General features: G+C 65.5%; 20 protein-coding genes and 1 rRNA gene. 10 read left to right on the top strand and 11 right to left on the bottom strand.

Translation table 11 applies throughout. The annotated features are described in order from the left end of the window. Positions 1 to 8: 8 nt before the first annotated feature. From EAO80_RS00635 to EAO80_RS00625, 3 genes are read left to right on the top strand one after another with little or no spacing between them, the layout of a single operon-like run. Entirely contained in the window at positions 9 to 854 is an 846-nt protein-coding gene (locus EAO80_RS00635) for an ABC transporter ATP-binding protein (protein ID WP_122088015.1), read from the top strand. After that, a complete protein-coding gene (locus EAO80_RS00630; RefSeq protein WP_122088014.1) occupies positions 854 to 1,609 on the top strand; it encodes an ABC transporter permease in 756 nt (251 codons plus the stop codon). Before EAO80_RS00635 ends, EAO80_RS00630 begins: the two co-directional genes overlap by 1 nt. Beyond that, positions 1,606 to 2,016, top strand: a complete 411-nt coding sequence (locus EAO80_RS00625) for a hypothetical protein (RefSeq protein ID WP_122088013.1) — start codon at positions 1,606 to 1,608, stop codon at positions 2,014 to 2,016. Before EAO80_RS00630 ends, EAO80_RS00625 begins: the two co-directional genes overlap by 4 nt. A gap of 1 nt (position 2,017) precedes the next feature. Here EAO80_RS00625 and EAO80_RS00620 read toward each other — a convergent pair whose 3' ends face one another. Beyond that, positions 2,018 to 3,499 carry a trehalase family glycosidase gene (locus EAO80_RS00620; protein WP_162993817.1) on the bottom strand — a complete coding sequence of 494 codons (1,482 nt, stop codon included), beginning with the start codon at positions 3,497 to 3,499 and terminating at the stop codon, positions 2,018 to 2,020. Between the two features lie 156 nt (positions 3,500 to 3,655). Continuing rightward, positions 3,656 to 4,462 carry a prephenate dehydratase gene (gene pheA, locus EAO80_RS00615; protein ID WP_122088021.1) on the bottom strand — a complete coding sequence of 269 codons (807 nt, stop codon included), beginning with the start codon at positions 4,460 to 4,462 and terminating at the stop codon, positions 3,656 to 3,658. 242 nt (positions 4,463 to 4,704) lie between these two features. Here pheA and EAO80_RS00610 point away from each other — a divergent pair, with 242 nt between their 5' ends. Beyond that, positions 4,705 to 4,980 carry a DUF7577 domain-containing protein gene (locus tag EAO80_RS00610; protein ID WP_122088011.1) on the top strand — a complete coding sequence of 92 codons (276 nt, stop codon included), beginning with the start codon at positions 4,705 to 4,707 and terminating at the stop codon, positions 4,978 to 4,980. Between the two features lie 30 nt (positions 4,981 to 5,010). On the opposite strand, the gene lpdA is transcribed toward EAO80_RS00610, so the two are convergent. The 6 genes from lpdA to lipA all read right to left on the bottom strand — a co-directional run bounded on the left by lpdA (position 5,011) and on the right by lipA (position 13,259). Beyond that, a complete protein-coding gene (lpdA, locus tag EAO80_RS00605) occupies positions 5,011 to 6,435 on the bottom strand; it encodes a dihydrolipoyl dehydrogenase (protein WP_122088010.1) in 1,425 nt (474 codons plus the stop codon). Between the two features lie 7 nt (positions 6,436 to 6,442). Beyond that, complete coding sequence (locus EAO80_RS00600) at positions 6,443 to 7,969, bottom strand: dihydrolipoamide acetyltransferase family protein (protein ID WP_122088009.1); 1,527 nt, start codon at positions 7,967 to 7,969, stop codon at positions 6,443 to 6,445. Continuing rightward, positions 7,969 to 8,958 (bottom strand): alpha-ketoacid dehydrogenase subunit beta, encoded by a 990-nt coding sequence (locus EAO80_RS00595; protein WP_122088008.1) that lies wholly within the window; start codon positions 8,956 to 8,958, stop codon positions 7,969 to 7,971. The genes EAO80_RS00600 and EAO80_RS00595 overlap by 1 nt, the downstream gene beginning before the upstream one ends. Then, entirely contained in the window at positions 8,959 to 10,071 is a 1,113-nt protein-coding gene (gene pdhA, locus EAO80_RS00590) for a pyruvate dehydrogenase (acetyl-transferring) E1 component subunit alpha (RefSeq protein ID WP_122088007.1), read from the bottom strand. It lies immediately after the preceding gene. Positions 10,072 to 10,291: 220 nt separating this feature from the next. Further along, a complete protein-coding gene (locus EAO80_RS00585) occupies positions 10,292 to 12,211 on the bottom strand; it encodes an alkaline phosphatase PhoX (RefSeq protein ID WP_245998374.1) in 1,920 nt (639 codons plus the stop codon). A 109-nt stretch (positions 12,212 to 12,320) separates the two neighbouring features. Beyond that, the gene (gene lipA / locus EAO80_RS00580) at positions 12,321 to 13,259 is read right to left on the bottom strand and encodes a lipoyl synthase (protein WP_122088006.1); all 939 of its coding nucleotides are present in this window, start codon (positions 13,257 to 13,259) and stop codon (positions 12,321 to 12,323) included. A gap of 94 nt (positions 13,260 to 13,353) precedes the next feature. Between lipA and EAO80_RS00575 the strand changes: the two genes are divergently transcribed. Continuing rightward, positions 13,354 to 15,699 carry a DEAD/DEAH box helicase gene (locus EAO80_RS00575; RefSeq protein WP_122088005.1) on the top strand — a complete coding sequence of 782 codons (2,346 nt, stop codon included), beginning with the start codon at positions 13,354 to 13,356 and terminating at the stop codon, positions 15,697 to 15,699. On the opposite strand, the gene EAO80_RS00570 is transcribed toward EAO80_RS00575, so the two are convergent. Next, a complete protein-coding gene (locus tag EAO80_RS00570) occupies positions 15,673 to 16,323 on the bottom strand; it encodes an HAD family hydrolase (RefSeq protein WP_122088004.1) in 651 nt (216 codons plus the stop codon). The genes EAO80_RS00575 and EAO80_RS00570 overlap by 27 nt on opposite strands. 90 nt (positions 16,324 to 16,413) lie before the next feature. Between EAO80_RS00570 and EAO80_RS00565 the strand changes: the two genes are divergently transcribed. Genes EAO80_RS00565 through EAO80_RS00555 form a run of 3 tightly spaced genes read left to right on the top strand, consistent with a single transcriptional unit; the run spans position 16,414 to position 19,760 of the window. Further along, complete coding sequence (locus tag EAO80_RS00565; RefSeq protein ID WP_122088003.1) at positions 16,414 to 17,139, top strand: endonuclease NucS domain-containing protein; 726 nt, start codon at positions 16,414 to 16,416, stop codon at positions 17,137 to 17,139. Positions 17,140 to 17,169: 30 nt separating this feature from the next. Then, a complete protein-coding gene (gene endA, locus EAO80_RS00560) occupies positions 17,170 to 18,198 on the top strand; it encodes a tRNA-intron lyase (RefSeq protein WP_122088002.1) in 1,029 nt (342 codons plus the stop codon). Then, a complete protein-coding gene (locus tag EAO80_RS00555) occupies positions 18,195 to 19,760 on the top strand; it encodes a tryptophan--tRNA ligase (RefSeq protein ID WP_122088001.1) in 1,566 nt (521 codons plus the stop codon). The genes endA and EAO80_RS00555 overlap by 4 nt, the downstream gene beginning before the upstream one ends. An 11-nt stretch (positions 19,761 to 19,771) precedes the next feature. Here the strand turns inward: EAO80_RS00555 and EAO80_RS00550 are convergent, their stop codons facing one another. Further along, entirely contained in the window at positions 19,772 to 20,830 is a 1,059-nt protein-coding gene (locus EAO80_RS00550; RefSeq protein ID WP_122088000.1) for a quinone-dependent dihydroorotate dehydrogenase, read from the bottom strand. Between the two features lie 17 nt (positions 20,831 to 20,847). Beyond that, complete coding sequence (locus EAO80_RS00545; RefSeq protein WP_122087999.1) at positions 20,848 to 21,045, bottom strand: hypothetical protein; 198 nt, start codon at positions 21,043 to 21,045, stop codon at positions 20,848 to 20,850. Between the two features lie 183 nt (positions 21,046 to 21,228). Between EAO80_RS00545 and EAO80_RS00540 the strand changes: the two genes are divergently transcribed. Together EAO80_RS00540 and EAO80_RS00535 are read left to right on the top strand one after the other, a co-directional pair. After that, a complete protein-coding gene (locus tag EAO80_RS00540; RefSeq protein ID WP_122087998.1) occupies positions 21,229 to 21,537 on the top strand; it encodes a non-histone chromosomal MC1 family protein in 309 nt (102 codons plus the stop codon). A 777-nt stretch (positions 21,538 to 22,314) separates the two neighbouring features. Next, positions 22,315 to 22,409 (top strand): 16S ribosomal RNA (locus tag EAO80_RS00535); the annotation flags it as partial.

The raw sequence follows: 22,409 nt of genomic DNA, 5'->3' as shown, positions 1-22,409 counted from the left end.
TACTACCAATGAGCAACCAATCACAGACCACGCACGAACCGACGGCGGAGGGCGAACCGACACCCGAGAAGACCGGCGCGATCGACATCGAGGACCTGACGAAGGTCTACGACCCCGAGGGCGAACGCGTCGTCGCGGTCGACGACATGGACCTGCACATCGGGGCCGAGGAGTTCGTCGCGCTGCTGGGGCCGTCGGGCTGTGGGAAGAGCACCGTCATGAACTGCATCGCGGGCTACCTCGAACCCACCGAGGGCGAGGTGATCGTCGACGGCGATCCGGTTTCGGGTCCCGATCCCAAACGGGGCGTCGTCTTTCAGGACAACCGGCTGTTCCCCTGGAAGACGGTCCAGGAGAACGTCGAGTTCGGCCCCCAAATGAACGAGGGTGTCGAGGAGGGCCGCGCCCGGAGCATTCTCGACGAGATGGGCCTCGACGGCTTCGAGGACGCCTATCCCTCGGGGCTGTCGGGCGGGATGCAACAGCGCGCCGAGCTCGCGCGCCTGCTCGCGAACGACCCGGACATCATGCTGATGGACGAGCCCTTCAGCGCGCTCGACGCCCTGACCAAGGAGATCATGCAGAAGAAGCTGATCGAGGTCTGGGAGCGCGACAATCGGACGGTCCTGTTCATCACGCACGACGTCGAGGAGGCGATCCTGCTGGCCGATCGCGTCGTTATCATGACCGCCCGGCCCGGTCAGGTCAAGGACGTCATCGACGTCGACCTCGACCGACCCCGTGACCCCGAGGTCGTCACGACCGACCGGTTCACCGAACTGCGCGAGCGGGCGCTGTCGGTCATCCGCGAGGAGGCCCAGCGCGCGCTCGAACAGGAGGAGGGCGAGGTCTGATGGAGACGCGCAGACGCCTCGTCCGACTGGCGTCGATCCTCGCGGTCCCGATCCTCTGGCTCGCCGTCACTCGGCTGGGTATCGTCGGGGGGCTTCCGACGCCGACGGCGGTCGCGGGCTCGTTCGTCGAGGAGTTCTACCGGCCGGACTTCTGGCTCTCGGTGGCTCGCAGCACGGTCCGCGTACTGGTCTCCTTCGTCGTCGCGGCGGCCGTCGCGATCCCGATCGGGCTGCTCATCGGGCGGTATACCGTCTTCGCCGACCTCACCTTCCCCGCCTTCGAGATGCTGCGGCCGATCCCGCCGATCGCGTGGATCCCCTTTACGATCCTCGTGTTGCCGGCCTCGGAGCTCTCGATCATGTTCATCACGTTCCTGGGTGCCTTCTTCCCGATCCTGCTGAACACGATCCAGGGCGCCCGCGGCGTCGAGGTCGAGTTCTCGCGGGCCGCCCAGTCGCTCGGAGCGAGTTCGTTCCAGACCTTCAGACACGTGATCTACCCGAGCGCGCTGCCCGCGATCCACGCCGGCATGATCGTCGGCATGGGCCTTGCGTGGGTCAACCTCATTGCCGGCGAGATGGTCGCCGGCGGTACCGGGCTGGGCTTCCTGACCTGGTCGGCCTACACCAGCGGGTCCTATCCCACTATCATCGTCGGGATCATCACCATCGGCGTGCTGGGGGCGATCTCCTCGTGGCTCGTCCGGCTCTTCGCCAACTGGCAGATCGGCTGGCGGGAGGTCGAGTCCGCGTGAGCCACTCCCGGGTCCCGTCGCGACCCGACCTCGGGAGCCGGGCGTCCCTCGCGCTCGTCCCGATCGCGGCGTTCGCCCTCGCGGTCGCGGCGCTTATCCACCGGACGCCGATTCGGGGCCCGCTCTATCAGCCGACCCTCCTGCCGGGTCGGATCCCCCTCGAAACCGCCGGGGCGGACCCACTCGTCGTACTCGCGTCGATCGGGATCGGGGAAAACTGGCTCTACGTCACCGAGTTCTCGGCCGTGTTGCTCGTGGCCGGCCTCCTCATGGCGCTCGCCGGCTCCCGCCTCGGGGCGATCATCGGGACCGTCCTCGCGGGCGGTGCGGCCGGGACGGTCGTGCGCGTCTCGGGCTGTCACTGCGGGGCCGGCTCGACGGGCCAGCTGTGGGAACTGCTCCTCTGAGTCAGTAAAACAGGTTCGGCAGGGCGAGCGCGACGCCGTTGGTCCAGCCGAAGCCGTACTGCAGGGGGTACTCCCCGCCGCTGCCCAACCCGCCGCCACCGGCGACGTCGTATTTCTCGAGCATTTGGCCCGTCTCGTCGAAGACGCTCCTGTTGAGGTCGAGCCACCGCCCGCCGATCTCCGTCGCGAGTTCGTCGTGTCCATAGCCCGCGAGGCCGACGACCGCGAGCCACTGTAGCGGCGCCCAGCCGTTCGGAGCGTCCCACTGCTGGCCCGACTCGGTGAGGGAGGTCACGAGCCCGCCCGGCCGGAGGAACGCCGATTCGAGCGTTCCTGCGACCGCCGCCGCCTGCTCCTCGCTCGCCATGCCGGTAAACAGCGGCGCCGCAGTCGCCAACGTTCGGGACTCCGAGCGCTCTCCTTCCGTCCGGACGTAATCGAAGTACATGCCCGCCTCGGGGTCCCAACAGTATTGATCGACCAGCGCCCGGCGCCGGGCGGCGCGCTCGGCGTAGCTCGCCGCGCGCTCCTCGTCGCCGAGCTGGTCGTGCCAGCCCGCAAGCGAGCGCTCGGTACCGTAGAGGAGGGCGTTGAGGTCGACCGGAACGAGCTCCGTCGTCCGGATCGTCTCCAGCCTCTCACCCGCGAGCCAGCGGCTGGAGAAGTCCCAGCCCGACTCGCAGGCCGCCCGCACGTCCCGGTAGAGCTGCTGGGGATCCCGGTCGCTCCGCTCGGCCAGTTCGACGTCCTCGTGGTAGGACTCGACGCGGGGATGGGCCTCGTCGTCCCAGTAGCGGTTCAAAACGCCCCCGTCGAGGCCGACGACCCGGCGGTGTGACTCGCCCGCGTCGACGTCGTCCTCGCCGTCCATCCAGAACTCGTACTCGCGTTCGAGCGCCGGGAGGTACTCGAAGACCGCCTCGGGACTCCGTTGCTGGGCGAGCAAGTCGAGGATCCGGTGGTACAGCGGCGGGTTCGACCGGCTGGCGTAGTAGATCCGCCCCCCGTTGGGGATGCAGCCGAAGCGCTCGACCATCGACGCGAAGTTCGCCGCGATCCCGTCGATCAGGTCGAGCCGGTCGGTGACCGCGAGCCCCTCGGCGATGAAGTAGCTGTCCCAGTAGTACGGCTCGCGAAAGCGCCCGCCCGGGATGACGCTTCGGTGTGGGAGGTCGATGATCGTCTCGCCCTCGCGGGTCTCGATCGGGTCGCGGATCAGGTGCTCCCAGAGCCCGTCGATGTACCACTCCATCGACACCGCCGAGGAGTCGACTCCCGTGACGGGATCCTCAGGGAGGACGAAGTGCTCGGTGATGAAGCGCTCCAAGTCCGTTTGATCTCCCTCGAACAGCTCGGCTATCTCGTCGGGATCGGTGGCGGGCACGCAGTCGACCAGCGTCTTCGAGTCGGGAAAGACGCGCTGGTGCTGGGCCATCTCGAAGAGGGGTCCGTCGAGGTGAGGATAAAGGGCATGAGATGGCATGGGAGTAGGTACTACCTCGGGCCGTGTTGTGTCTGTCGGCCCCGCCCCCTATCGACTGATTAATCGGGAGGGACACGTCGTCTCGCGGGGCCGAACCCCCCGTCGATTCGGGGCGGCGGTGCCCTTCCCACGGTGGCGGCGGACGATGTCTGCCGATCAGTACAGGACGTGCTGGGTGTCGTACGAGCCGAGCCAGCGTACCCAGCCGTCCTCGGCGATCGACTCGACGCGCGAGAGCGCCCGCTCCGTTCGCTGCTCGTACATCCCGGCCTCACAGTCGATATGGAAGAGGTAATCGCCCAGTCGCTCGCCGCTCGGGCGCGATTCGACCCGCGAGAGGTTGATGTCCTCGTCGGCGAACGCCTCGAGCAGTTCGAGCAGCAGGCCGGGGTAGTTCTTGCTCGGATAGACGATAAAGGAGGACTTCCCGCCGGCCTCCGAGCGCGCGTCGGTGGGCGCGACGACGAGAAAACGCGTCGCGTTCGAGTTGCGGTCCTGGATGTCCTCTGCGAGGATCCGCAGTTCGCTTCCCGCGTTCTCGGGGTGGCCGATCCCCGCCACCGCCGAGTCCTCGCGGGCGAGTTCGACACCGCGGGCGGTGCTCGCGACGGATTCGAGGCTCGCGTCGGGGTACTCCGCTTCGAGGAACTCCCGGCACTGGGCGAGCGCCTGCGAGTGGCTCGCGACCGTCTCGAACTCCTCGCTTTGGGCGAGCAGGGCGTGGCGGATCGGCGTGACGATCTCCGTGACGACGCTCACCTCGTAGTCGGCGAGCGCGTCGAGGCTCTCGGTGACGCTGCCCTCGATGCTGTTCTCGATCGGGATCACGCCCCGGTCGGCCCCGCCGGTGGCGACCGTCTCGACGATACCCGTCACCGATTCGCGAAAGTCGACCTCGCCGGCGACCGCGTTCGCCGCCCGATGCGAGTACGTCCCGGCCGGCCCGAGTGTGACTGCCCTCATGGGGTGCGGGTTTCGCGGTGAGGGCAAAAAGGACTCGGGTCCGGTGTGCGAGCGAATCGACGGCCGCTCTCGGTACTCGTCGCCCCTTGGGAGAAACCCCCGATCGCCGCCGAGTTCGCGGGCGTTCTCTCCGGAGTTCCCGTCGTCGGGCGTTCGACCCTGTGGCTGTGGCACGTATCGTCCACCGGTCGTAGGCCGCCACAATCACTAAGTGCACGCTCGCCATGCTCCCGGCTAGACCGATGCTCGGGACCTGGACCATCGAGATCGCGTTCGCGCTCGTGACCGTCCAGCTGCTCGTGGTGTTCTACCTCGCGTATCGCCGCCGGTCCGCATCAACGCCACACGACCGAGCCGACTCCACCGAGCACGACGGCGAGGACTCGCGGGTCGAGTGTCGCGAGTGTGGGGCGGAAAACGACCCCGGTTACCAGTACTGTCGGGAGTGTACCGTGGACCTCTCGGGCGAGTCGATCCCCGGCTACCGGTATCACTCGCCTACCGAACGCTCGTTGTAGCCCGTCGTGGACCCGCGCGGGTCCGCGCGCTCAGCGGTTCAGCGTGTGGATCGCGTGTCCCAGCGCGTTCTCTGCGGCCTCGTGGACCGCCTCCGAGAGCGTGGGATGGGTGTGGATCGTCGCCGCGACGTCTTCGAGTGTCGCGCCCAGTTCGACCGCGAGGCCGATCTCAGCGATCAGTTCGGAGGCCTCGGGACCGACGATCTGCCCCCCGAGGACGAACCCGCTTTCCTCGTCGGCGACGATCCGGACGAACCCCTCGGTGTGGCCCGTCGTGAGCGCCCGCCCGCTCGCACGAAACGGCATCTGGCCGACGACCGGCGAGAAGCCGTCGTCCTCGGCCTCCTCTGGGCTCAGTCCGACAGTCCCGATCTCGGGCTCGGTGAACACCGCCGCGGGCACCGCCTGGTAGTCGAGCGCGCTCGGCTCGCCCGCGATGACTTCGGCGGCGACCTGGCCCTCCTTCATTCCTTTATGAGCCAACATCGGCTCGCCCGCGACGTCGCCGACCGCGAAGACGTGCTCCAGTTTCGTCCGCGCGCGGTCGTCGGTCGCGAGGAAACCGTCCCCGTCGGGTTCGAGCCCGATGGCTTCCAGATCGAGGGTGTCGGTCACCGGCGCCCGGCCGACGGCCACGAGCGCCTTCTCGCAGTCGTAGCTCGTCTCCTCGCCCCCGTCGGTCTCGGTCGTGACGGCGATTCCCTCGCCGGTTTCCTCCCATCCGCTTGCGGCCTCGCCGAGGCGGATCTCTACCCCGAGGTCCTCCATGGTGTCGACCACCGGCTTCGCGAGGTCGTCCGCAAAGCCGGTCAGCGCCTCCTCGAGCATCTCGACCACGGTGACGTCGGTGCCGAGTTTCGCGAACACACCTGCTAACTCCATTCCGATGTAGCCCGCGCCGACGATCACTAGCGAGTCGGGCACCGACTTCAGTGCCAGCGCGTCCCGCGAGCTCAGGATCCGCTCGCCGTCGAACTCGAAGCCGGGGATCTCGATCGGGCGCGAGCCGGTGGCGACGATCGCGTGTTCGAACTCGATCGATTCCGACCCTTGGCCCTCGCCGCCGTGAGCGACTCTGACCCTGTTCTCGCCGTCGAACTCCGCGGTCCCCTCGACGAGGTTCACTCCGTTCGCTTTACAGAGCTTCTCGACGCCACCTGTGAGCTGGTCGACGACGCCCTCCTTCCACTCCATCATCCCGCCCATGTCGATCGCGGGGTCGGCGTGGATGCCCATCTCCTCGGCGTTACCGGCCTCGTGGGCGACGCCGGTGGCGGTGATCAGCGCCTTCGAAGGGATACAGCCGTGGTTCAGGCAGGTCCCGCCATAGGCGTCCTTCTCAACGAGCGTCACGTCGAGATCCAGTTGTCCCGCGCGGATGGCGGCCACATACCCACCAGGACCCGCGCCGATTATCAGTACGTCCGTGCCAGTTGCGATGTCTCCGACGACCATTGTTGTGTTACTCCAGCAGCAGCAGCGTTGGGTTCTCCAGATACTCCATCACTCGGTTCGCGAAGGCCGCCGCGTCCGCGCCGTCGACCACGCGGTGGTCGATCGACAGCGACAGCGGCAGCGTGTGGGCGGCTTTCACTTCGCCGTCCTCCGCAATCGGCCGCTCGGCCAGCTCGCCCAGTCCGAGGATGGCGACCTCGGGATGGTTGATGATCGGGGTGGCGTACTCGCCGCCGATCGCCCCGAAGTTCGTGATCGTGAACGTCCCGCCCTGCATCTCCTCCCGGGTTATCGAGCGCTCGCGTGCCTTCTTCGCGAGATCGTTAACCTCCGAGGCGAGTTGGAGGAGTCCCTTCTCGTCGACCTTCTTCACCACCGGCACCATCAACCCGGCATCGGTCGCCACGGCGATTCCGACGTTGTAGTAGTTCTTCACGACGATCTCTTCACTCTCCTCGTCGAGCGAGGCGTTCATTTCGGGGAACTCCTTCAGGACGGCGACGATCGCCTTCATGATGAACGGCATGTAGGTCAGCCGGACGCCCCGTTCCTCGGCGCGGGCTTTCAGTTCGGCCCGCGCCTCGACCAGCCCCTCCACCTCGGCGGTGTCGTGGTGGCTGACGTGCGGAGCGGTGAACTTCGAGGTCGCCATCTGCGTGCCGATCGTCCGGCGGATCCCCCGATAGGGAACGCGTTCCTCGCGCTCCGCCGGTTCGCCGTCCGCACCGGTTCCAGCCTCGCTGACTGCCTGCGCGTCGGCGGCTTTGGCCTCCCGTTGGGCCTGTGCGTACTCTTTGACCGCCTCGGGCGTGACGAACGCCTCGCCGTCGCGTTCCTCGGTTGCGGGCACCCGGTTCAGGTCGAGGCCTTCCTCCTCGGCGAGCGTTCGGGTCGCGGGCGCGGCCAGCGTCCGATCGCGGTCCGCGGACTCGACGGCTCCGGTATCGTCCGTGGAGCCGTCGCCCTCGCCGCTCTCTCCGGCCTTGCGTGTTGCGGACTGCAGCCCCGCATCGAACTGCTTGGGCCCCTTCGACCTCTCACCACTGCCCTCGTCGGCCGCGCGAACGTCGCCCTCCGTGACCCGGCCGCTCGGGCCCGAGCCCGAGACGCTCGAAATGTCGACGCCGAGTTCGCGGGCCAGCCGCCGGACGTTCGGCGGGGCGAACACCCTGCCGGCGGACGTTTCGATTGGTTCGCTCCCGTCGCCGATATCCGCGGGCTCCTCGCTGACCTGTTCTTGGGACTCCGTCGGCTCCTCGCTCTCGGCCGTTTCTTGCTCCTCGTCCTCGTCCTCGCCCTCGACCGCGAACGTGATGATGACCTCTCCCACGGGAACGACCTCACCCTCCTCGGCGCGGATCTCCTTCACCGAGCCGTTGACCGGCGAGGGCACTTCGACGACTGCTTTGTCGGTCTCGACCTCCGCGACCGGCTGGTCTTCACTCACTTCGTCGCCAGGTTCGACCAACCATTGGACGATCTCGCCCTCCGCGACGCCCTCGCCGACGTCGGGCAGTTTGAACTCGCGGACCATCAGAACTCGGCGGCCTCCCTGATACCCTCTTCAATCCGAGTCGGCTCGGGCAGGTAGTAGTCCTCTAGTGCGTAGAGGGGAAACGGCGTGTCGAACCCGGTGATCCGTTTCACGGGCGCCTCCTGATAGATCAGCGCCTCTTCTTGAATTGTGGCGGCGATCTCAGCACCCAAACCGGCGGTTTTGGGCGCCTCGTGGACCACCGCGGCCCGTCCAGTCTTCTTGAACGAGTCGACGATCGCCGCCTCGTCCAGCGGCGAGAGCGTGCGCAGGTCGACCACCTCGACGCTGATCTCACCCTCCAGATTCTCCGCGGCCTCCATCGTCGGGCGGGTCATCGCCCCCCAGGTGAACACCGAGACGTCAGACCCCTCGCGCCGGACCGCCGCCTCGCCCAGCGGCACCTCGTAGGACTCGTCGGGCACTTCCTCGCGGAAGGCCCGATAGATGAGTTTGGGTTCGAGGAAAACGACCGGGTCGGGGTCACGGATCGCGCTCGTGAGCAGTCCCTTCGTGTCGTGGGGCGTGCTCGGGATCACCACTTTGAGGCCGGGTTCGTGGACGTAGAACGCCTCCTTCGACTCGGAGTGGTGTTCGGGCGCGCGGATCCCGCCGCCGTAGGGCGCACGGAGGGTCATCGGGCAGGTGAACCGGCCGCGCGAGCGCGTGCGCAGCCGACCCATGTGCGAGACGATCTGGTCGAACGCGGGATACATGAACCCCGAGAACTGGATCTCGGGGACGGGCTTCAGCCCGTAGGCGGCCATCCCGATGGCCGTGCCGACGATCCCCGACTCCGCAAGCGGCGTGTCGATCACGCGATCCTCGCCGAACTCGTCGAAGAGCCCTTCGGTCGCCCGGAAGACGCCGCCGTTCTTGCCGACGTCCTCGCCCATGACGAGCACGTCCTCGTCGGCCCTCATTTCTGTCGCCAGTCCGTCCCGTACCGCCTGTACCAGGGTCAGGTTCTGTGTCTCCGTTTCGCTCATTCAGTGGTCCTCCAGTAGCGCTCTGTCGCCGTGCGTTTCACGGATCTCGCGGAACCATTCCAGCTGCTCTTCGACCCGACCGGGCATCTCCGCGTAGACGTCCGCGAACAGCTCTTCGGGATCGGGCCGCTCGACCGATTCGGCGGCCTCGATGGCCCCTGCGACCTCCTCTTTGACCTCGCTTTCGATCGTTTCTACCCCCTCCTCGTCGAGGTAACCGTGTTCGAGCAGGAACGTCTCCAGTCGTGGGATCGGATCCTTCTTCTTCCACTCCTCGACCTCGTCGTCCGCTCGGTAGACCGAGGGGTCGTCCGCGGTCGTATGCGCGCCAAAGCGGTACTGCACGGCCTCGATCAGCGTCGGCCGGAGCTGTCCCTCCTCGGGGTCTTTCGCCTTCTCGACCGCCTCGCGAGTTACCTGATAGACCGCGAGGGGGTCCATCCCGTCGACCTGCACGCCCTCGAAGCCGTAGGCGCTCGCTTTCCCTGCGAGCGTCTCGCTTGCGGTCTGACGCTTGCGGGGCACGGAAATCGCCCACTGGTTGTTGTTACAGAAGAAGACGTTCGGCGTGTCGAAGACGCCCGCGAAGTTGAGTGCCTCGTGGAAGTCGCCCTCGCTCGTGGCACCGTCGCCGAAGTAACAGATCGCGGCGGTGTCCTCACCCTTGAGCTTCGCGGCCCACGCGTACCCGACGGCGTGGGGGATCTGGGAGGCGATTGGGACCGCGACGGTGAAGATGTTCGTCCCCTCGGCGATCGCGTTGCCGTCCTCGTGGCCCATCCAGTACAGCAGGGTCTGCTCCAGCGAGAGCCCGCGCACGAGCCCGGCGCCGTGTTCCCGATAGCTCGGAAACAGCCAGTCCTCCTCGTCGAGCGCGTGCGCGCTCGCGACCTGTGCGCCCTCCTGGCCCGATAAGGGTGGATAGGTCCCCATCCGGCCCTGGCGCTGGAGGCTCACCGCCCGCTGGTCGAAATGGCGGGCCAAGCGCATCTGGTGGTATATCTGAATCACCTCCTCGTCGTCGATATCGGGCACCTCGCTGTCCTCGAGAACGCTCCCGTCGTCGGCGAGGACCTGTACGCGCGTCGCCGAATCGCGCTCTACCGTGCTCATGAATATACTCTCCGCAGCATGCCACAACCGTCTCCCGCTCGGGTTATAGGATTTTCGTAACGATTGTTATTCGGTTTTCCTCCTCTCACAACGGACCGACGGCACGCGCGATATATGCCGGTTTATTAGTCGAATATCGGTTCTATCGCGAAAGAAAAACCCGTTCAGTCGGATCTAGTTCTCACCAGATCCGAGCGCTGTCTGTTCGTGGAAAACCGCCTCAGTCATCAGGATCGTAAACCCAGATCATGTTGTTTTCGTGGCCCTCGAGGGACGTGTCCTCGCCGATAACCACGCGACCGTCGTCGATCACGACGATGTTGTCGGGGTTCGCGATCGTCGTCGAGGGGTCAAAGCCCTGTTTGGTGAAGACGGTCTCGATCGCCTCCATCCCCTTGCCGACGATGCCTTCCTCGCTTTCCTTCGTGGGGTTGAACGAGCAGTCGGTACAGACGGTACTTTTCGAGTCGGGACGCGCGTCGTACGGACAGCCACCACATATATTCGCGTTCGGGCCGCCGGTGACGACCGGCTCCATCCGAAGCAGGTCGTAGTCGTGCGCAGCAGTCTGCTTGCCACAGCGCTCGTCCTCGCCGTACAGCTGCATCTGATAGACTGCCCCCCACTCGTCACCGTCCACCTGGATGTGGTCCTCGTCGTCGCGGAACTCCTCGTCGGCCTCCTCGTTGGGCAGGAACGTCTGGTTGGTCTCGGACATCGCGACGTAGGCGTAGTCGCCGATCTCGGCGTTTCGTCGGATGTTGATCCCCTCCATCTTGCGGAATTCGACGGTCGCACCCAATGCGTCGGCCGCGCGGTTGCACTCGAGGAAGGCGACGCGGTCGTCCTCGGCGTTCCCGTTCGCCCACGCCTCGACCTCCTCGTCGGTGATGTAGCTGGTCTCGCCTTCGGTGTACTCCGCCTGGGTGACGTCGTCGTACTCGGCGATCCATTCCTCGATCTCTTCGTTATTGGCGTGGCCGAGTTCGATCCACTCGAGGTGGAACCCGACGTCCGCGGGGTCGCCACCGACCGGGCCCTGCTGGATCGCGCGTGCGACGTACAGCGTTCCCGACGAGAGGTCTCCCGCCTCGTCGGCGATGAACTTGTAGAACCCGCGAGCGGTACCGTCCGAGGTGGTGTAGGCCGTCTTCTCGTCGGGCATCACGACGGCGTTCTCGTGGGTCGAGCGTCCGAGCGTGAACTGTTTCGTCGGGGTCGGATTCTCGATCGGCTCCTCGACCTCGACGATGTAACCGTAGCGATACGGATTGGGGTACTCCTCGTCGTAGATCCCCTCGTCGTTGGGTTCGTGGCCGAGGTACTTTGCGAGGCGCTCGACGTCCTCGATCCCGTCGTAAGCGGGGTCGTTCCAGCGGTCGGTGTCCGGGATGGAGTAGTTCTCCTCGGAGGTCAGCGGCGTGTCCCACGGCGAGACGGTACCGAAGCAGTTGACCCACGTCCCTTCGACGTCACGGAAGTCGACGTTTTCGGCGTCGAGGACCTGCCACGGACCGGTTCCCTCCGAGACGATGTGGATCCGGCTCATCATTCCGGGTCGGGTCTCCCAGTTGGTAAACAGATACCCCTCCTGGACGTCCCCGTCGCGCTCGGCCGGAACGTAGCCGTTGAAGTCGGGCCATACGCCCTCGGTCAGGTGTTCGCCGTCGGGCGTCCTCGGAACACCGAGCCGTTCGTCGTCACCGATGTCGGTGCCACCCTCCAGAATCGGCTGGTAGGACCCCATCGCCGTCTGGACCATCCGATCGTAGGATTCCGGAGTACCGTCGCCGTCGCCGTAATCGTCGTCGTCGCCCGCCGGTATCTGGACCGACGGGAAGTCCTTCGGTAGGTCGTTGATATCGAGCCCCCTGACCCCGCCGACGATCCCCGGTTCGTTCTCGCCGTCCTGGTCCGCGTCGGGGTGTTGAACGTTCAAGAAGAAGCGTCCTTCGCGCGTGATGAACATTCCCGTGACCTCCGCGCCGATGATCGAGGTCGCGAAGCGGTTGAGCGTCGGCCCCCCCTCGTCGTGGTCGTGACTCTCGTCCTCGTCGGCCGCACCGATCCCGGTGGTACTGACCGCCGCCAGCGCCAGCACCTCCAGTGCCTCCCGCCGCGTGAGTTCTGTTAGAACCATGCGTGTGGTTCCTCGTAGCACCTCTATTTTTACTTGTATAATTGCACTATTATTTACTACTCGAGTATATTATGAGATATGACTGCTATATAGGTCCGATCGGAGCCGATCAGTTTCCGGCCGCCCGCGCCCTGCGTCGCGCGTCCTCGACGCCCGTTCCGTCCCGCAACACTGCCTCGACGAACAGTTCGCCGGCCTTGTACGACGAGCGGACCATCGGTCCCGAGGCACAATACAGGAAGTCCAGTTCGAATTCGGCGACTCGCCGCCAGGTGTCGAACTCGTGGGGGTGGACGTAGCGCGAAACGTCGAGATGGCTTCGAGAGGGCTGGAGGTACTGACCCAGCGTCACGACGTCGACCTCGGCCTCCCGCAGGTCCGAGAGGGTCTGGTAGATCTCGTGGGTGTGCTCGCCGGCGCCGAGCATCAGGCTCGTCTTCGTGTGAATTCTTGATTCCTCGCTCACCTGCTCTAACACCGAAAGGCTCTGCTCGTAGCCTGCACGTCGGTCGCGCACGGGGAACTGCAGGCGTTCGACGGTTTCGATGTTGTGGGCGATCACGTCCGGTTCGGCGTCGACGATCTTTCTCACCAATTCGGGCTCGCCCCGGAAATCGGGAATGAGGACCTCGACCAGAACCCCGGGATGGCGGGCTTTGATTTCCCTGATGGTTTCGGCGAAGTGGCCCGCGCCCTGATCGGGCAGGTCGTCGCGGTCGACGCTCGTGAGCACGACGTAATCGAGGCCGATCTCGGCGATGGCGCTCGCGACGTTCGCGGGCTCGTCTTCGTCGAGCGGCTCCATTCCGCCGGTCTTCACGTCACAGAAGTTACAGCCCCGCGAGCAGCGATCGCCCATCAGCATGAACGTGGCGGTGCCCCCCTCCCCCGAGGCCCCGCCACTCCAACACTCGCCCAGGTTCGGACAGTTGGCCTCCTCACAGACGGTGTGCAGGTCGTGTTCGCGCAGGGTGCGTTTGATCCCGGCGAACTCCTGGCCGGAGGGCGGGCGGGTTTTCAACCAGTCGGGCTTGCGCGAGAGACTCATTGGCGCTAGTGGGGAGCGGTGGGGCAAAAACCTGCGGGGGTCGTATCCGGTCGACTAGAAACGCCTTTCCTGTGTGGCGCTCGGTATCCGATAGATGCAGGTCGCCGAGGCGCTCCCCGAGTTCGCCGATGCTTTCCCCTTCGAGTCGTTCAACGCGATGCAACGCGAGGCGCTCCCGGCGCTGATCGAGAGCGACGAGAACGTCGTCGCGAGCGCGCCAACGGCCTCGGGAAAGACCGCCCTCGCGGAACTCGCCATCTGCCGCACCCTCAAGGACGGCGGCACCGCGCTCTTCATCGCACCGATGCGCGCGCTTACCAACGAGAAGGAAGGCGAGTGGGAACGCTTCGAGGATCTGGGGTATTCGGTGTACGTCGTCACCGGCGAGCGCGACCTCAACCCCCGGCGCGCGCGCCGCGCGGACATCCTCGTGATGACCCCCGAGAAGGCCGATTCGGCGACGAGAAAACACGACTCTCGCCGGTATGACTTCGTCACCGGCATCGACTGCTGCGTGATCGACGAGGTCCATCTGCTCGACTCCGACCGGCGGGGGTCGGTACTGGAGGTGACGATCTCCCGGCTCCGACGGCTCTGTGAGCCACGGATCGTCGCGCTCTCGGCGACGATGCCGAACATCGAAGACGTCGCCGGCTGGCTCGACGCCGGCCCCGAGACGACCTTCGCTTTCGGCGAGGAGTACCGTCCGGTCGATCTGCACGCCGACGTCAAGACCTACTCGCACGGCGAGAACTCCTTTGCCGACAAGTACCGTCGGCTCTACCGCGCGCTTGACCTCGCGGAGCCACACGTCCGCGAGGACGGCCAGGCGCTCGTCTTCGTCGCCTCCCGCCAGGACACCGTCCAGGCCGCGAAGAAGGCCCGCGACGAACTCGTCGAGCGCGACGTCCCGATGGGCGCACGCGGCGACTACGATTTCCACACCGAGACCCAACGGTTGGAGAACAACACGCTGCGCCAGTCCGCGCTCGACGGCGTCGGGTTTCACCACGCCGGCCTCTCGAAGAACGACCGCGATCTGATCGAGCGGTGGTTCAAGGAGGGAAAGATCCACCTCCTGTTTTCGACCTCGACGCTCGCGTGGGGCGTGAACTTGCCCGCGCGGTGCGTCGTCATTCGTGATACGAAGTATCACGATCCCCTCGAAGGCGACGTCGACATGAGCCCGCTCGACGTCCTACAGATGCTCGGGCGGGCGGGCCGGCCGGGCTACGACGACGTGGGGTATGGCTGGGTGATCTGCGACCGCTCGGAGGCCGACCGGTATCGTCGCCTCCTGCGGGAGGGAAAGGAGATCGAATCGCGCCTCGCCGAGGACATCGACGCCCATCTGAACGCCGAGGTCGCGATGGGGACGATCCGCGATCTGGAGGACGTGATGGACTGGCTCGAAACGACGTTCTACTACGTACGCGCGCGGAGCAAACCCGCCGAATACGGGTTCGAAACGCTTCGTGAGCGCGTGCGTGACACCCTCGACTCGTTGGTCGAGCGCGGGTTCGTCGAGGTGGGCGAGGACCTCTCGGTCGGGACCACCCCGCTGGGCGTGCTCGCCTCGAAGTACTACCTCCGTCTCTCGACGGCCGCCCGGTTTCACGATCTGGCGACCCGCGAGGAGATCACCGAGGACGCGATCCTCGAAACCGTCTCGAAGGCCAGCGAGTTCGACAGCGTCAGCGCCCGCCAATCCGAGCGCGACGCGATCAACGCGGCGCTCTCCGGACGCGGAAGCGATCTCGATGCCGGCGAGCGGAAGGTACTCGCGATCCTTCGGGGGGCGATGACCGGGACGACGCCCTCGGAGCTCTCGGGGGACGCGTGGGTGATCCGACAGAACGCCCTCAGACTGCTCGCAGCCTTCCAGGCGTTCTGTGATCGCTTCGCCGACGCCCGCACGAGCACCCTCGTGAGCCGGATCGAGGGCCGTGTCGAGTACGGCGTCAGTGACGACGCGGTGGGACTAACCGCGATCTCGGGGGTCGGCCCCGGCCGGGCGAGCAAGCTCGCGAGCGAGGGGATCACCTCGCCGGACGACATGCGAGCGGCGGGCGTCGAGGGGTTGGTCGACGCGGGCCTCACCGAAAGCGTTGCCGAGCGGGTCCTCGAAAACGCCGGATCCCTTCCGGCCGTCGCCATCGACTGGGGCGTGTTCCCCGAGGAGATCGCTCACGGCGAAAACGAGATCTGCGAGGTGACCGTCGAATCCACCGCGGGCGGGGCGAACGCCGCGGTTCGCGTCACCGTGAACGACGTCGAAATGACCGACACCGAGACCTTCCTCGGTTCGACGACCGTTCCAGTCGGCGTTTTCGGCGGGAACGCCGAGGAACTCACCTACACCGTCGAGGTCGTCTTCCCCGACCTGCCACTCGCGTCCGTCGTCGAGAGCCGGTCAGTCCGCGTCACAGAGGGCGAGTAGTCGCTCGCGCAACTCCTCGGGACTCGAAACGCTCTCGTCGGCCGCGGAGTGGTCGTGCTCGGCGTTGGTCGGCGTCTCGTAGGCGACCGTGTAGGCGCCCGCCGCCGCGGCCGACTCGACGCCATGTTCCGAATCCTCGACGACCACGCAGTCGGCGGGCTCGACGCCCAACTTCGCGGCGGCGTGCTCGTAGATCGTCGGCTCCGGTTTCCCCGGCCCGTCGATGTCCTCGGCGCTGAGTATCCCGTCGAACCCTTCGAGGTCGAAGCGCTCGCTAACCGTTTCGATCCAGTCGGGCGGCGACGAGGAGACGATGGCGGTCCGGACCCCGCGGACGTGAAGCGCCGCGAGCAGGTCCCGAAAGCCCGGCATGAGTTCGGCGTGCTCGGTGTAGATCTCCTCGGCGAGTTTCTCGAACCGGTCGATGTACTCCTCGCGGCTCACTCGTGTCGTGTAGTTCGAATCGAGATACTCGTAGATCTCCTTGTAGTTCATCCCGGTGATCTCGCTCACGGGCACGTCCTCCTCGACGACCGCCGGCAGCAACTCCTCTCGCTCGCGTTCGACCCAGTAGTCCTCCGAGTCGACGATCACGCCGTCCATGTCGAACAGTACGCAGTCCATACGTGCCGTGTTCGTCCCCGGGGGTTAGTCCTGCCGACCGCCGGGCGATCCGGACGAACGTTCATATACGGAGGCCGGACCAGCCACTCCATGCCCGCACCCGATTCTCTGCAGGTTCTCGCCGGGGAGTGTCTCGTCCATACCGACGAGGTGACCCACCGCGGCGAAGTGGTCATCCTGCTCAAACCGGACAACACCGTTCTCGTTCACGACACCGACGGCTACCAGCCCGTCGCGTGGCTCACCCGTGCCGACTCGGTCGCCAGTACTCGAAACGGCGGTTTTTCCGTCACTGCGATCGCCGGCGAGAAGACGCTCCGCGTCGAGTCCGAAAGTGCATACGGCTTCGGCGAGTACCCCGGCTCCGCGGCGGGTATTCCCATCGGGGACTGTCCCGACTGCGAGCGCGCGCTCGTGCGTGCGGGCGGGGTCGTCTCGTGTCTGGGCTGTGAGAACCGGTTCGGACTGCCCGACGGCGCGAGCGTTCTCGACGAGCGCTGTGAGTGTGGCCTCCCGAAAATGACCGTCGCGCGTGGCGAACGCTTCGAACTCTGTCTCTCGCGGGGCTGTGGATCGCTCGACTCGGCGGTCAAAGAGCGCTTCGACCGCGAGTGGGACTGTCCCGAATGTGACGGCTCGCTGCGAGTCATCCGCCGGGGCGGGCTGCTCGCGGGCTGTGAGAACTACCCCGACTGCGAGACCGGTTACGTGATCCCCGACGGGGTCGCCGTCGGCGAGTGTGACTGCGGGCTGCCCCGATTCGAAACGCCCAGAGGGACCCGCTGTCTCGACTCCGCGTGCGATCGCGACCGGTGAGGCCTTCCGCGAGGCGCTCCCAGCCCGTGTATGAACGAACCGCAGGGACGGATCGAGGACGGGGTGGTCCGCGTCGCCGGCGACGCCCGTCAACGATATTACGACTCCCGCGGGTACGGCCGCCCGCTCGACGGCAACGAGATCGCGCTCGCCCCCGTCGAGGCCGCCCATCTGCTGTATCGTGGCGATCTCCGCGTCGAAGACATGAATTTCCCGGCGTTCGTCCAAGGGATCGAGGACCCGACGTTCTTCGTTCGTTATCTCGTCTACGCCGACCTCCGCGAACGTGGCTTTTACCTCTCGCCTGCGCGCGAGGGCTGGGTTCCCGACCCGCCCGCCGAGGCCCAGTTCGTCGTCTACGAGCGCGGTTCTGGCCCGTGGGACGACGACCGTCTCTACGAGCTCCGGGTCTCCGGCGAGCGCGAGTCGCTTTCCCTTACTCGCCTCCGAGGAGCGCTCGCGGTCGTCGACGAGGAGAGCGAAGTGACCTACTTCCAGATCGATCGACCCGATCTCGAGGGGTCGTCCGCCGAGTTCTCGCGCTCGGCGGAGGCCGACCTGCTCGCGGACCGCGCGGTCGTCTGGGACCCGCCCGAGGAGCTGTTCTCGCGGGCGTTCTACGGCCAGCCGCTCGCCGGACGCGACAGTGACGGGGGACCGATTCAGCTGTCGCTCCTCGAGGCGGCGTTCCTCGATCGGCGGGGGCTGCTTTCGGTCGACGGGACGCCCCTCGAACGCGGACGAGCCGTCGAGGGTGATCGCTTCGAGCGCCGGCTCGCGGTCTACGCCGCGCTTCGGGAGCGCGGTGTCGTCCCCAAGACTGGCTTCAAGTTCGGGGCGGATTTCCGGGTGTACTCGGACGTCGGATCGGTCGACGATCTCGGCCACTCCGAGTCCCTCGTTCGGGCGCTTCCCCTCGATCACGTCAGCTCGCCCCGGGAGCTCGCGCTCGACGTGCGGCTGGCTCACGGGGTGCGCAAACGAATGGTTTTTGCGCTGACGGACGCGAACGACGGTACGGAGCCGACCTGGATCTCGGTCGGCAGACTCACACCATGAGCGAGGACCCACCACACGAGGCCGAGGAGGTACAGCCGGACGGGGGAGCCGCCACCGACGACGTCGCCCTCGACCCGTGGGGATCTTCGACGGTCGACGACTACCGGAACCTCTTCGAGCAGTTCGGCATCGAGGAGTTCGACGAGATTCTTCCCGAGGTGTCCGACCCCCACTACCTGATGCGCCGGGGCGTGATCTTCGGCCATCGCGACTACGACCCGGTGGCTCGCGCGATGCGCGAGGGCGAGCCCTTCGCCGCACTCTCGGGGTTCATGCCGACTGGCGATCCCCACGTCGGTCACAAGCTCGTCTTCGACGAGCTGATCTGGCACCAGCAGCAGGGCGGCGATACGTACGGGCTGATCGCCGACCTCGAAGCCCACTCCGCGCGCGGGCTCTCGTGGGAGGAGATCGACGAACACGCACGCGACTACCTCCTCAGCCTGCTCGCGCTCGGGTTCGACCCCCAGGACGGGACGCTCTACCGCCAGTCCGATAACCGCGAGCTCCAGGACCTGGCATTCGAACTCGGCAGCGAGGTCAACTTCTCGGAGATGGCGGCGATCTACGGTTTCGAGGGCGAAACCTCGATTTCGCACATGCAGTCGGTCGTCACCCAGATGGCCGACATCCTCTACCCGCAGCTCGAGGAGCCAAAACCCACCGTCATTCCCGTCGGGCCCGACCAGGACCCCCACGTCCGGCTTGCGCGCGATCTGGCCGCTCGGACCCGGTACTTCGGCGTCACCGAGGCCTACGCGAGCTTCGAGGCCGATCCCGATGAACGGACGGTGCTCGCGTGCGCCTATGAGGGGCGCGGGGAGTTCGCCGAGGACCCCGACCGCCCGCGCTGCATCGAGGCGGCCGACTGGCTCGCCGAGCACGACACGCTCGCCGACGTCTACGACCCTGCCGTTATCGATTCGACGGTCGAGAAGCTCCGCGCTGCGAGCAAGGAGCCACTCCGCCCGCGGGTCCGATTTCTCGACCGCAACGCGACAACCGATGCCTTCGAGGCGCTGATCGAGGCCGTCGAGGGCGAGAAACGCGTCTACGAGGCCCATATCGACACGTTCGAACTCGCATCCGGAGAGGCCGAAGAGCTCGCCCGCGAGGTCGAGCTCGACCACGGCGGCTACGGGTTCCGGGCGCCTTCCTCGATCTACCATCGGTTCATGACCGGCCTCACTGGCGGAAAGATGTCCTCGTCGATCCCCGCGAGCCATATCAGCCTCCTCGACGACCCCGAAACGGGTTACGAGAAGGTCAAATCCGCGACCACGGGCGGGCGCGAAACCGCCGAAAAACAGCGCGAACTCGGCGGCAAGGCCGACGAGTGTCCCGTCTACGAGCTGTACGCCTACCTGCTCGCGGCCGCCGACGACGAGTTCGCAAAGGAGGTCTACGACGAGTGCGTCGGCGGCGAGCGACTCTGTGGCGACTGCAAGGAACAGGCCGCCGTGTTGATGAGGGAGTTCCTCGCCGACCATCAGGAGAAGCGCGAGGAGGCAAAGGAACTGCTCGCGAATCTCGACATCGAGCTCGATCCCGACTGCGTCTGACCCTTTTCGAGCTATTCGAGGTCCGCGCCGACTGCGTCCTCTACCGAGTCGAACCCGTCGCGTTCGAGCAGCGCGAGTAGTTCCCCGTTGATTTCGCGGGCGATCGAGGGGCCCCGATAGATCAGGCCCGTGTACAGTTGCACGAGGCTCGCGCCCGCGCGGACCTTGCGGTAGGCGTCCTCGGCGGTGAAGACGCCGCCGACGCCGACGATCGGAACGTCGGTTCGCTCGGCGATAAAGCGGATCACGTCAGTCGATCGGGGTTCGATCGGACGACCTGAAAGGCCGCCCGTCTCCCTACGGTGTTTTCCGCGGAGCCCCTTGGGCCGCTCCGTTGATGTGTTGGTCGCGACGATACCGTCGAGATCGAGGTCAGTGACGACGCCGATGATGTCCTCGATCGCCCGCTTAGTGAGGTCCGGCGAGAGCTTGACCAGTAGGGGGCTCGCACCGGCGTCCCGAAGTGTCGTAAGGATTCCTTGGAGGTGGTCCTTTCCCTGGAGATCCCGCAGTCCGGGAGTGTTCGGGCTCGAGACGTTGACGACGAAGAAATCGCCGTGTTCGGCGAGTCGTCGATACGTATAGCGGTAGTCCTCTGGGGCGCACTCGGGCGGTGTCGCCTTCGACTTGCCGATGTTCACCCCTATCGGGATCTCGGGGCGGTTCGCTCGACCGAGCCGTGCTCCCACACGGTCGGCCCCGTCGTTGTTGAAACCCATTCGGTTCACGATGGCGTCGTCCTCGGGGAGGCGAAACATCCTCGGTGTCGGGTTGCCAGCCTGTGGGTCGGCGGTCACGCCACCGATTTCGAGGTGACCGAAGCCGAGCGCTTCGAGCGCGAGAGGGAACTCGCCGTTTTTATCGAAGCCGGCTGCGACTCCCACCGGATTCGGGAAGTACTGACCGAACAGGGACATAGACAGCCGCGGGTCGTCGATCTGATAGTGCCTGCGGGTGAGTGCCGTTGCCGGCGTTCGCTGCGCGCCGGCGAGCAGCGTCGTGATCGTCGTATGGGCAGTTTCCGCCGGTAGTCGGAACAACAGGGGTCGGAGGAGGGAGTAAAGCGACATTCGAGACAGGACGGCCGTTAGAAATCGTGTTCGACCTCGTCTTTGTTGGCCTTCTGGATGATGATCTTGTCTTCCCGAACTCGGACGAATACCTCGTCGCCGATGTCCATACCGGCGACGGCCAGCTCGTCCTCGTGGAGATTGAGATGTACGTTGTGGTACTGGCCCTGATCGTCCTTCGCGCCACTCGGGCTCAGTTTCTTTTTTCGTACCATCGAGGTACTCTACCGAACTTCAGCCCACGGCCTACATAAGTGTTTTCTCCTCGAAAACATGGGTCATCCCCACTATATTCCGATTCTGAGTGAATCGGATATATAAGTCATCCGGCCGCAGGCATTCGATTCGAGGGGTATGTTTATTATGACGGATGTGTTCGTCTGACACGGAGCATTATCATGGTCCGCGAAGACGGAAAACGGAACTTCGCCTTGCGCGAAGACAGTGGCGACGAATCGAGCGTGTTCTCGGGTAACACCCCCCGGCAGGCCGCACTGAAAGCCGCCCGTCGGCTCGAGCCTGCGTCCAGCGAGGACGACGCAACACGAACGACCCTCCAACTCCGCGAGAAGGGGACCGACAAGGTCCACATCTACGAGGGTTGGGCGTGGGAACAGACGGCTCCCGACGACAGTCCCGGCTGGATGCCCGACGACATTACCGAGGCGAACGTCTCGAAACAGGGTATCGAGCACATCGAAGAGTAAACCCACGATTACAGGGGAGGGATTTACCAGCAGATAGCCGCGACTTCGTTATAACAATATACTTCGCGGACGCACGTACGAACGCACGGACACCACTCGGCTCGACCGATGGTCGAAGAGCTACGGAATGACCTGCCGACCTCCATCCGTGCAACACCCTTCGAAACAGTCCCTCGACAGTCCCTCTTCCAGCCAGTCGAACATGGTACTCAGGTTCATGGTATCGCAAGACGAGGCGCCGTTCGAACGACGGCCTTATATGTTCACCTGCCATTCGAAGAAATGCGAAGGACGCCCCGGGCGATCTCGGGGTGATCCCCCGCTGGCGTTGCGTTCCAATGCCAGTGGAGTCCGATGCCCTTATATGATTGAGGGCATTCGGAGTAAACACCGCGAAGTCGACGCCGGTGATCGATTCCGGCGCCGACCACGATTCGACGCCCTTAAGTGGTTAAGGGCATTCGGTTGTGATGCGGAGAAAGAGACACAGTGATCGTAGGACGTTCACAGCGTCCTACAGTCGCGGGCCTGTCGGAGCGAGGATTGGTTCCTCTCTCCAAACGAGCTTCGAAGGGTTTATGACCCATCGAAGTCAACAATCAGGTCCGAAGGAAATGAGGATTCCACCCCTGCGGTCCGCCGTACAGATGGGATCTGATGTTAGCCCTGGTAGTTCGGTGACACCCGATCGGTTTCGGAGTGGTCGCCGAACTACGGACCATGCAATGTGTACACAACTTTGTGTACCCGCCTAACCCTGAGCATTCGCTCAGGACCATTCCGGTTGATCCTGCCGGAGGCCATTGCTATTGGAGTCCGATTTAGCCATGCTAGTCGCACGGGTTCAGACCCGTGGCGAATAGCTCCGTAAC

The sequence above is a fragment of the Halalkalicoccus subterraneus genome, from assembly GCF_003697815.1.
In the GTDB taxonomy this organism is placed as follows: Archaea; Halobacteriota; Halobacteria; order Halobacteriales; family Halalkalicoccaceae; genus Halalkalicoccus; species Halalkalicoccus subterraneus.
The sequence above is the reverse complement of the archived record's forward strand: the minus strand, read 5'-3'. Positions and strand labels throughout refer to the sequence as shown.

Coding starts and splice junctions, on each gene's coding strand:
- EAO80_RS00635 (WP_122088015.1), top strand. CDS start 9: ATGAGCAACCAATCACAGACCACGCACGAACCGACGGCGGAGGGCGAA.
- EAO80_RS00630 (WP_122088014.1), top strand. CDS start 854: ATGGAGACGCGCAGACGCCTCGTCCGACTGGCGTCGATCCTCGCGGTC.
- EAO80_RS00620 (WP_162993817.1), bottom strand. CDS start 3,499: ATGCCATCTCATGCCCTTTATCCTCACCTCGACGGACCCCTCTTCGAG.
- pheA (WP_122088021.1), bottom strand. CDS start 4,462: ATGAGGGCAGTCACACTCGGGCCGGCCGGGACGTACTCGCATCGGGCG.
- EAO80_RS00610 (WP_122088011.1), top strand. CDS start 4,705: ATGCTCGGGACCTGGACCATCGAGATCGCGTTCGCGCTCGTGACCGTC.
- lpdA (WP_122088010.1), bottom strand. CDS start 6,435: ATGGTCGTCGGAGACATCGCAACTGGCACGGACGTACTGATAATCGGC.
- EAO80_RS00600 (WP_122088009.1), bottom strand. CDS start 7,969: ATGGTCCGCGAGTTCAAACTGCCCGACGTCGGCGAGGGCGTCGCGGAG.
- EAO80_RS00595 (WP_122088008.1), bottom strand. CDS start 8,958: ATGAGCGAAACGGAGACACAGAACCTGACCCTGGTACAGGCGGTACGG.
- pdhA (WP_122088007.1), bottom strand. CDS start 10,071: ATGAGCACGGTAGAGCGCGATTCGGCGACGCGCGTACAGGTCCTCGCC.
- EAO80_RS00585 (WP_245998374.1), bottom strand. CDS start 12,211: ATGGTTCTAACAGAACTCACGCGGCGGGAGGCACTGGAGGTGCTGGCG.
- lipA (WP_122088006.1), bottom strand. CDS start 13,259: ATGAGTCTCTCGCGCAAGCCCGACTGGTTGAAAACCCGCCCGCCCTCC.
- EAO80_RS00575 (WP_122088005.1), top strand. CDS start 13,354: ATGCAGGTCGCCGAGGCGCTCCCCGAGTTCGCCGATGCTTTCCCCTTC.
- EAO80_RS00570 (WP_122088004.1), bottom strand. CDS start 16,323: ATGGACTGCGTACTGTTCGACATGGACGGCGTGATCGTCGACTCGGAG.
- EAO80_RS00565 (WP_122088003.1), top strand. CDS start 16,414: ATGCCCGCACCCGATTCTCTGCAGGTTCTCGCCGGGGAGTGTCTCGTC.
- endA (WP_122088002.1), top strand. CDS start 17,170: ATGAACGAACCGCAGGGACGGATCGAGGACGGGGTGGTCCGCGTCGCC.
- EAO80_RS00555 (WP_122088001.1), top strand. CDS start 18,195: ATGAGCGAGGACCCACCACACGAGGCCGAGGAGGTACAGCCGGACGGG.
- EAO80_RS00550 (WP_122088000.1), bottom strand. CDS start 20,830: ATGTCGCTTTACTCCCTCCTCCGACCCCTGTTGTTCCGACTACCGGCG.
- EAO80_RS00545 (WP_122087999.1), bottom strand. CDS start 21,045: ATGGTACGAAAAAAGAAACTGAGCCCGAGTGGCGCGAAGGACGATCAG.
- EAO80_RS00540 (WP_122087998.1), top strand. CDS start 21,229: ATGGTCCGCGAAGACGGAAAACGGAACTTCGCCTTGCGCGAAGACAGT.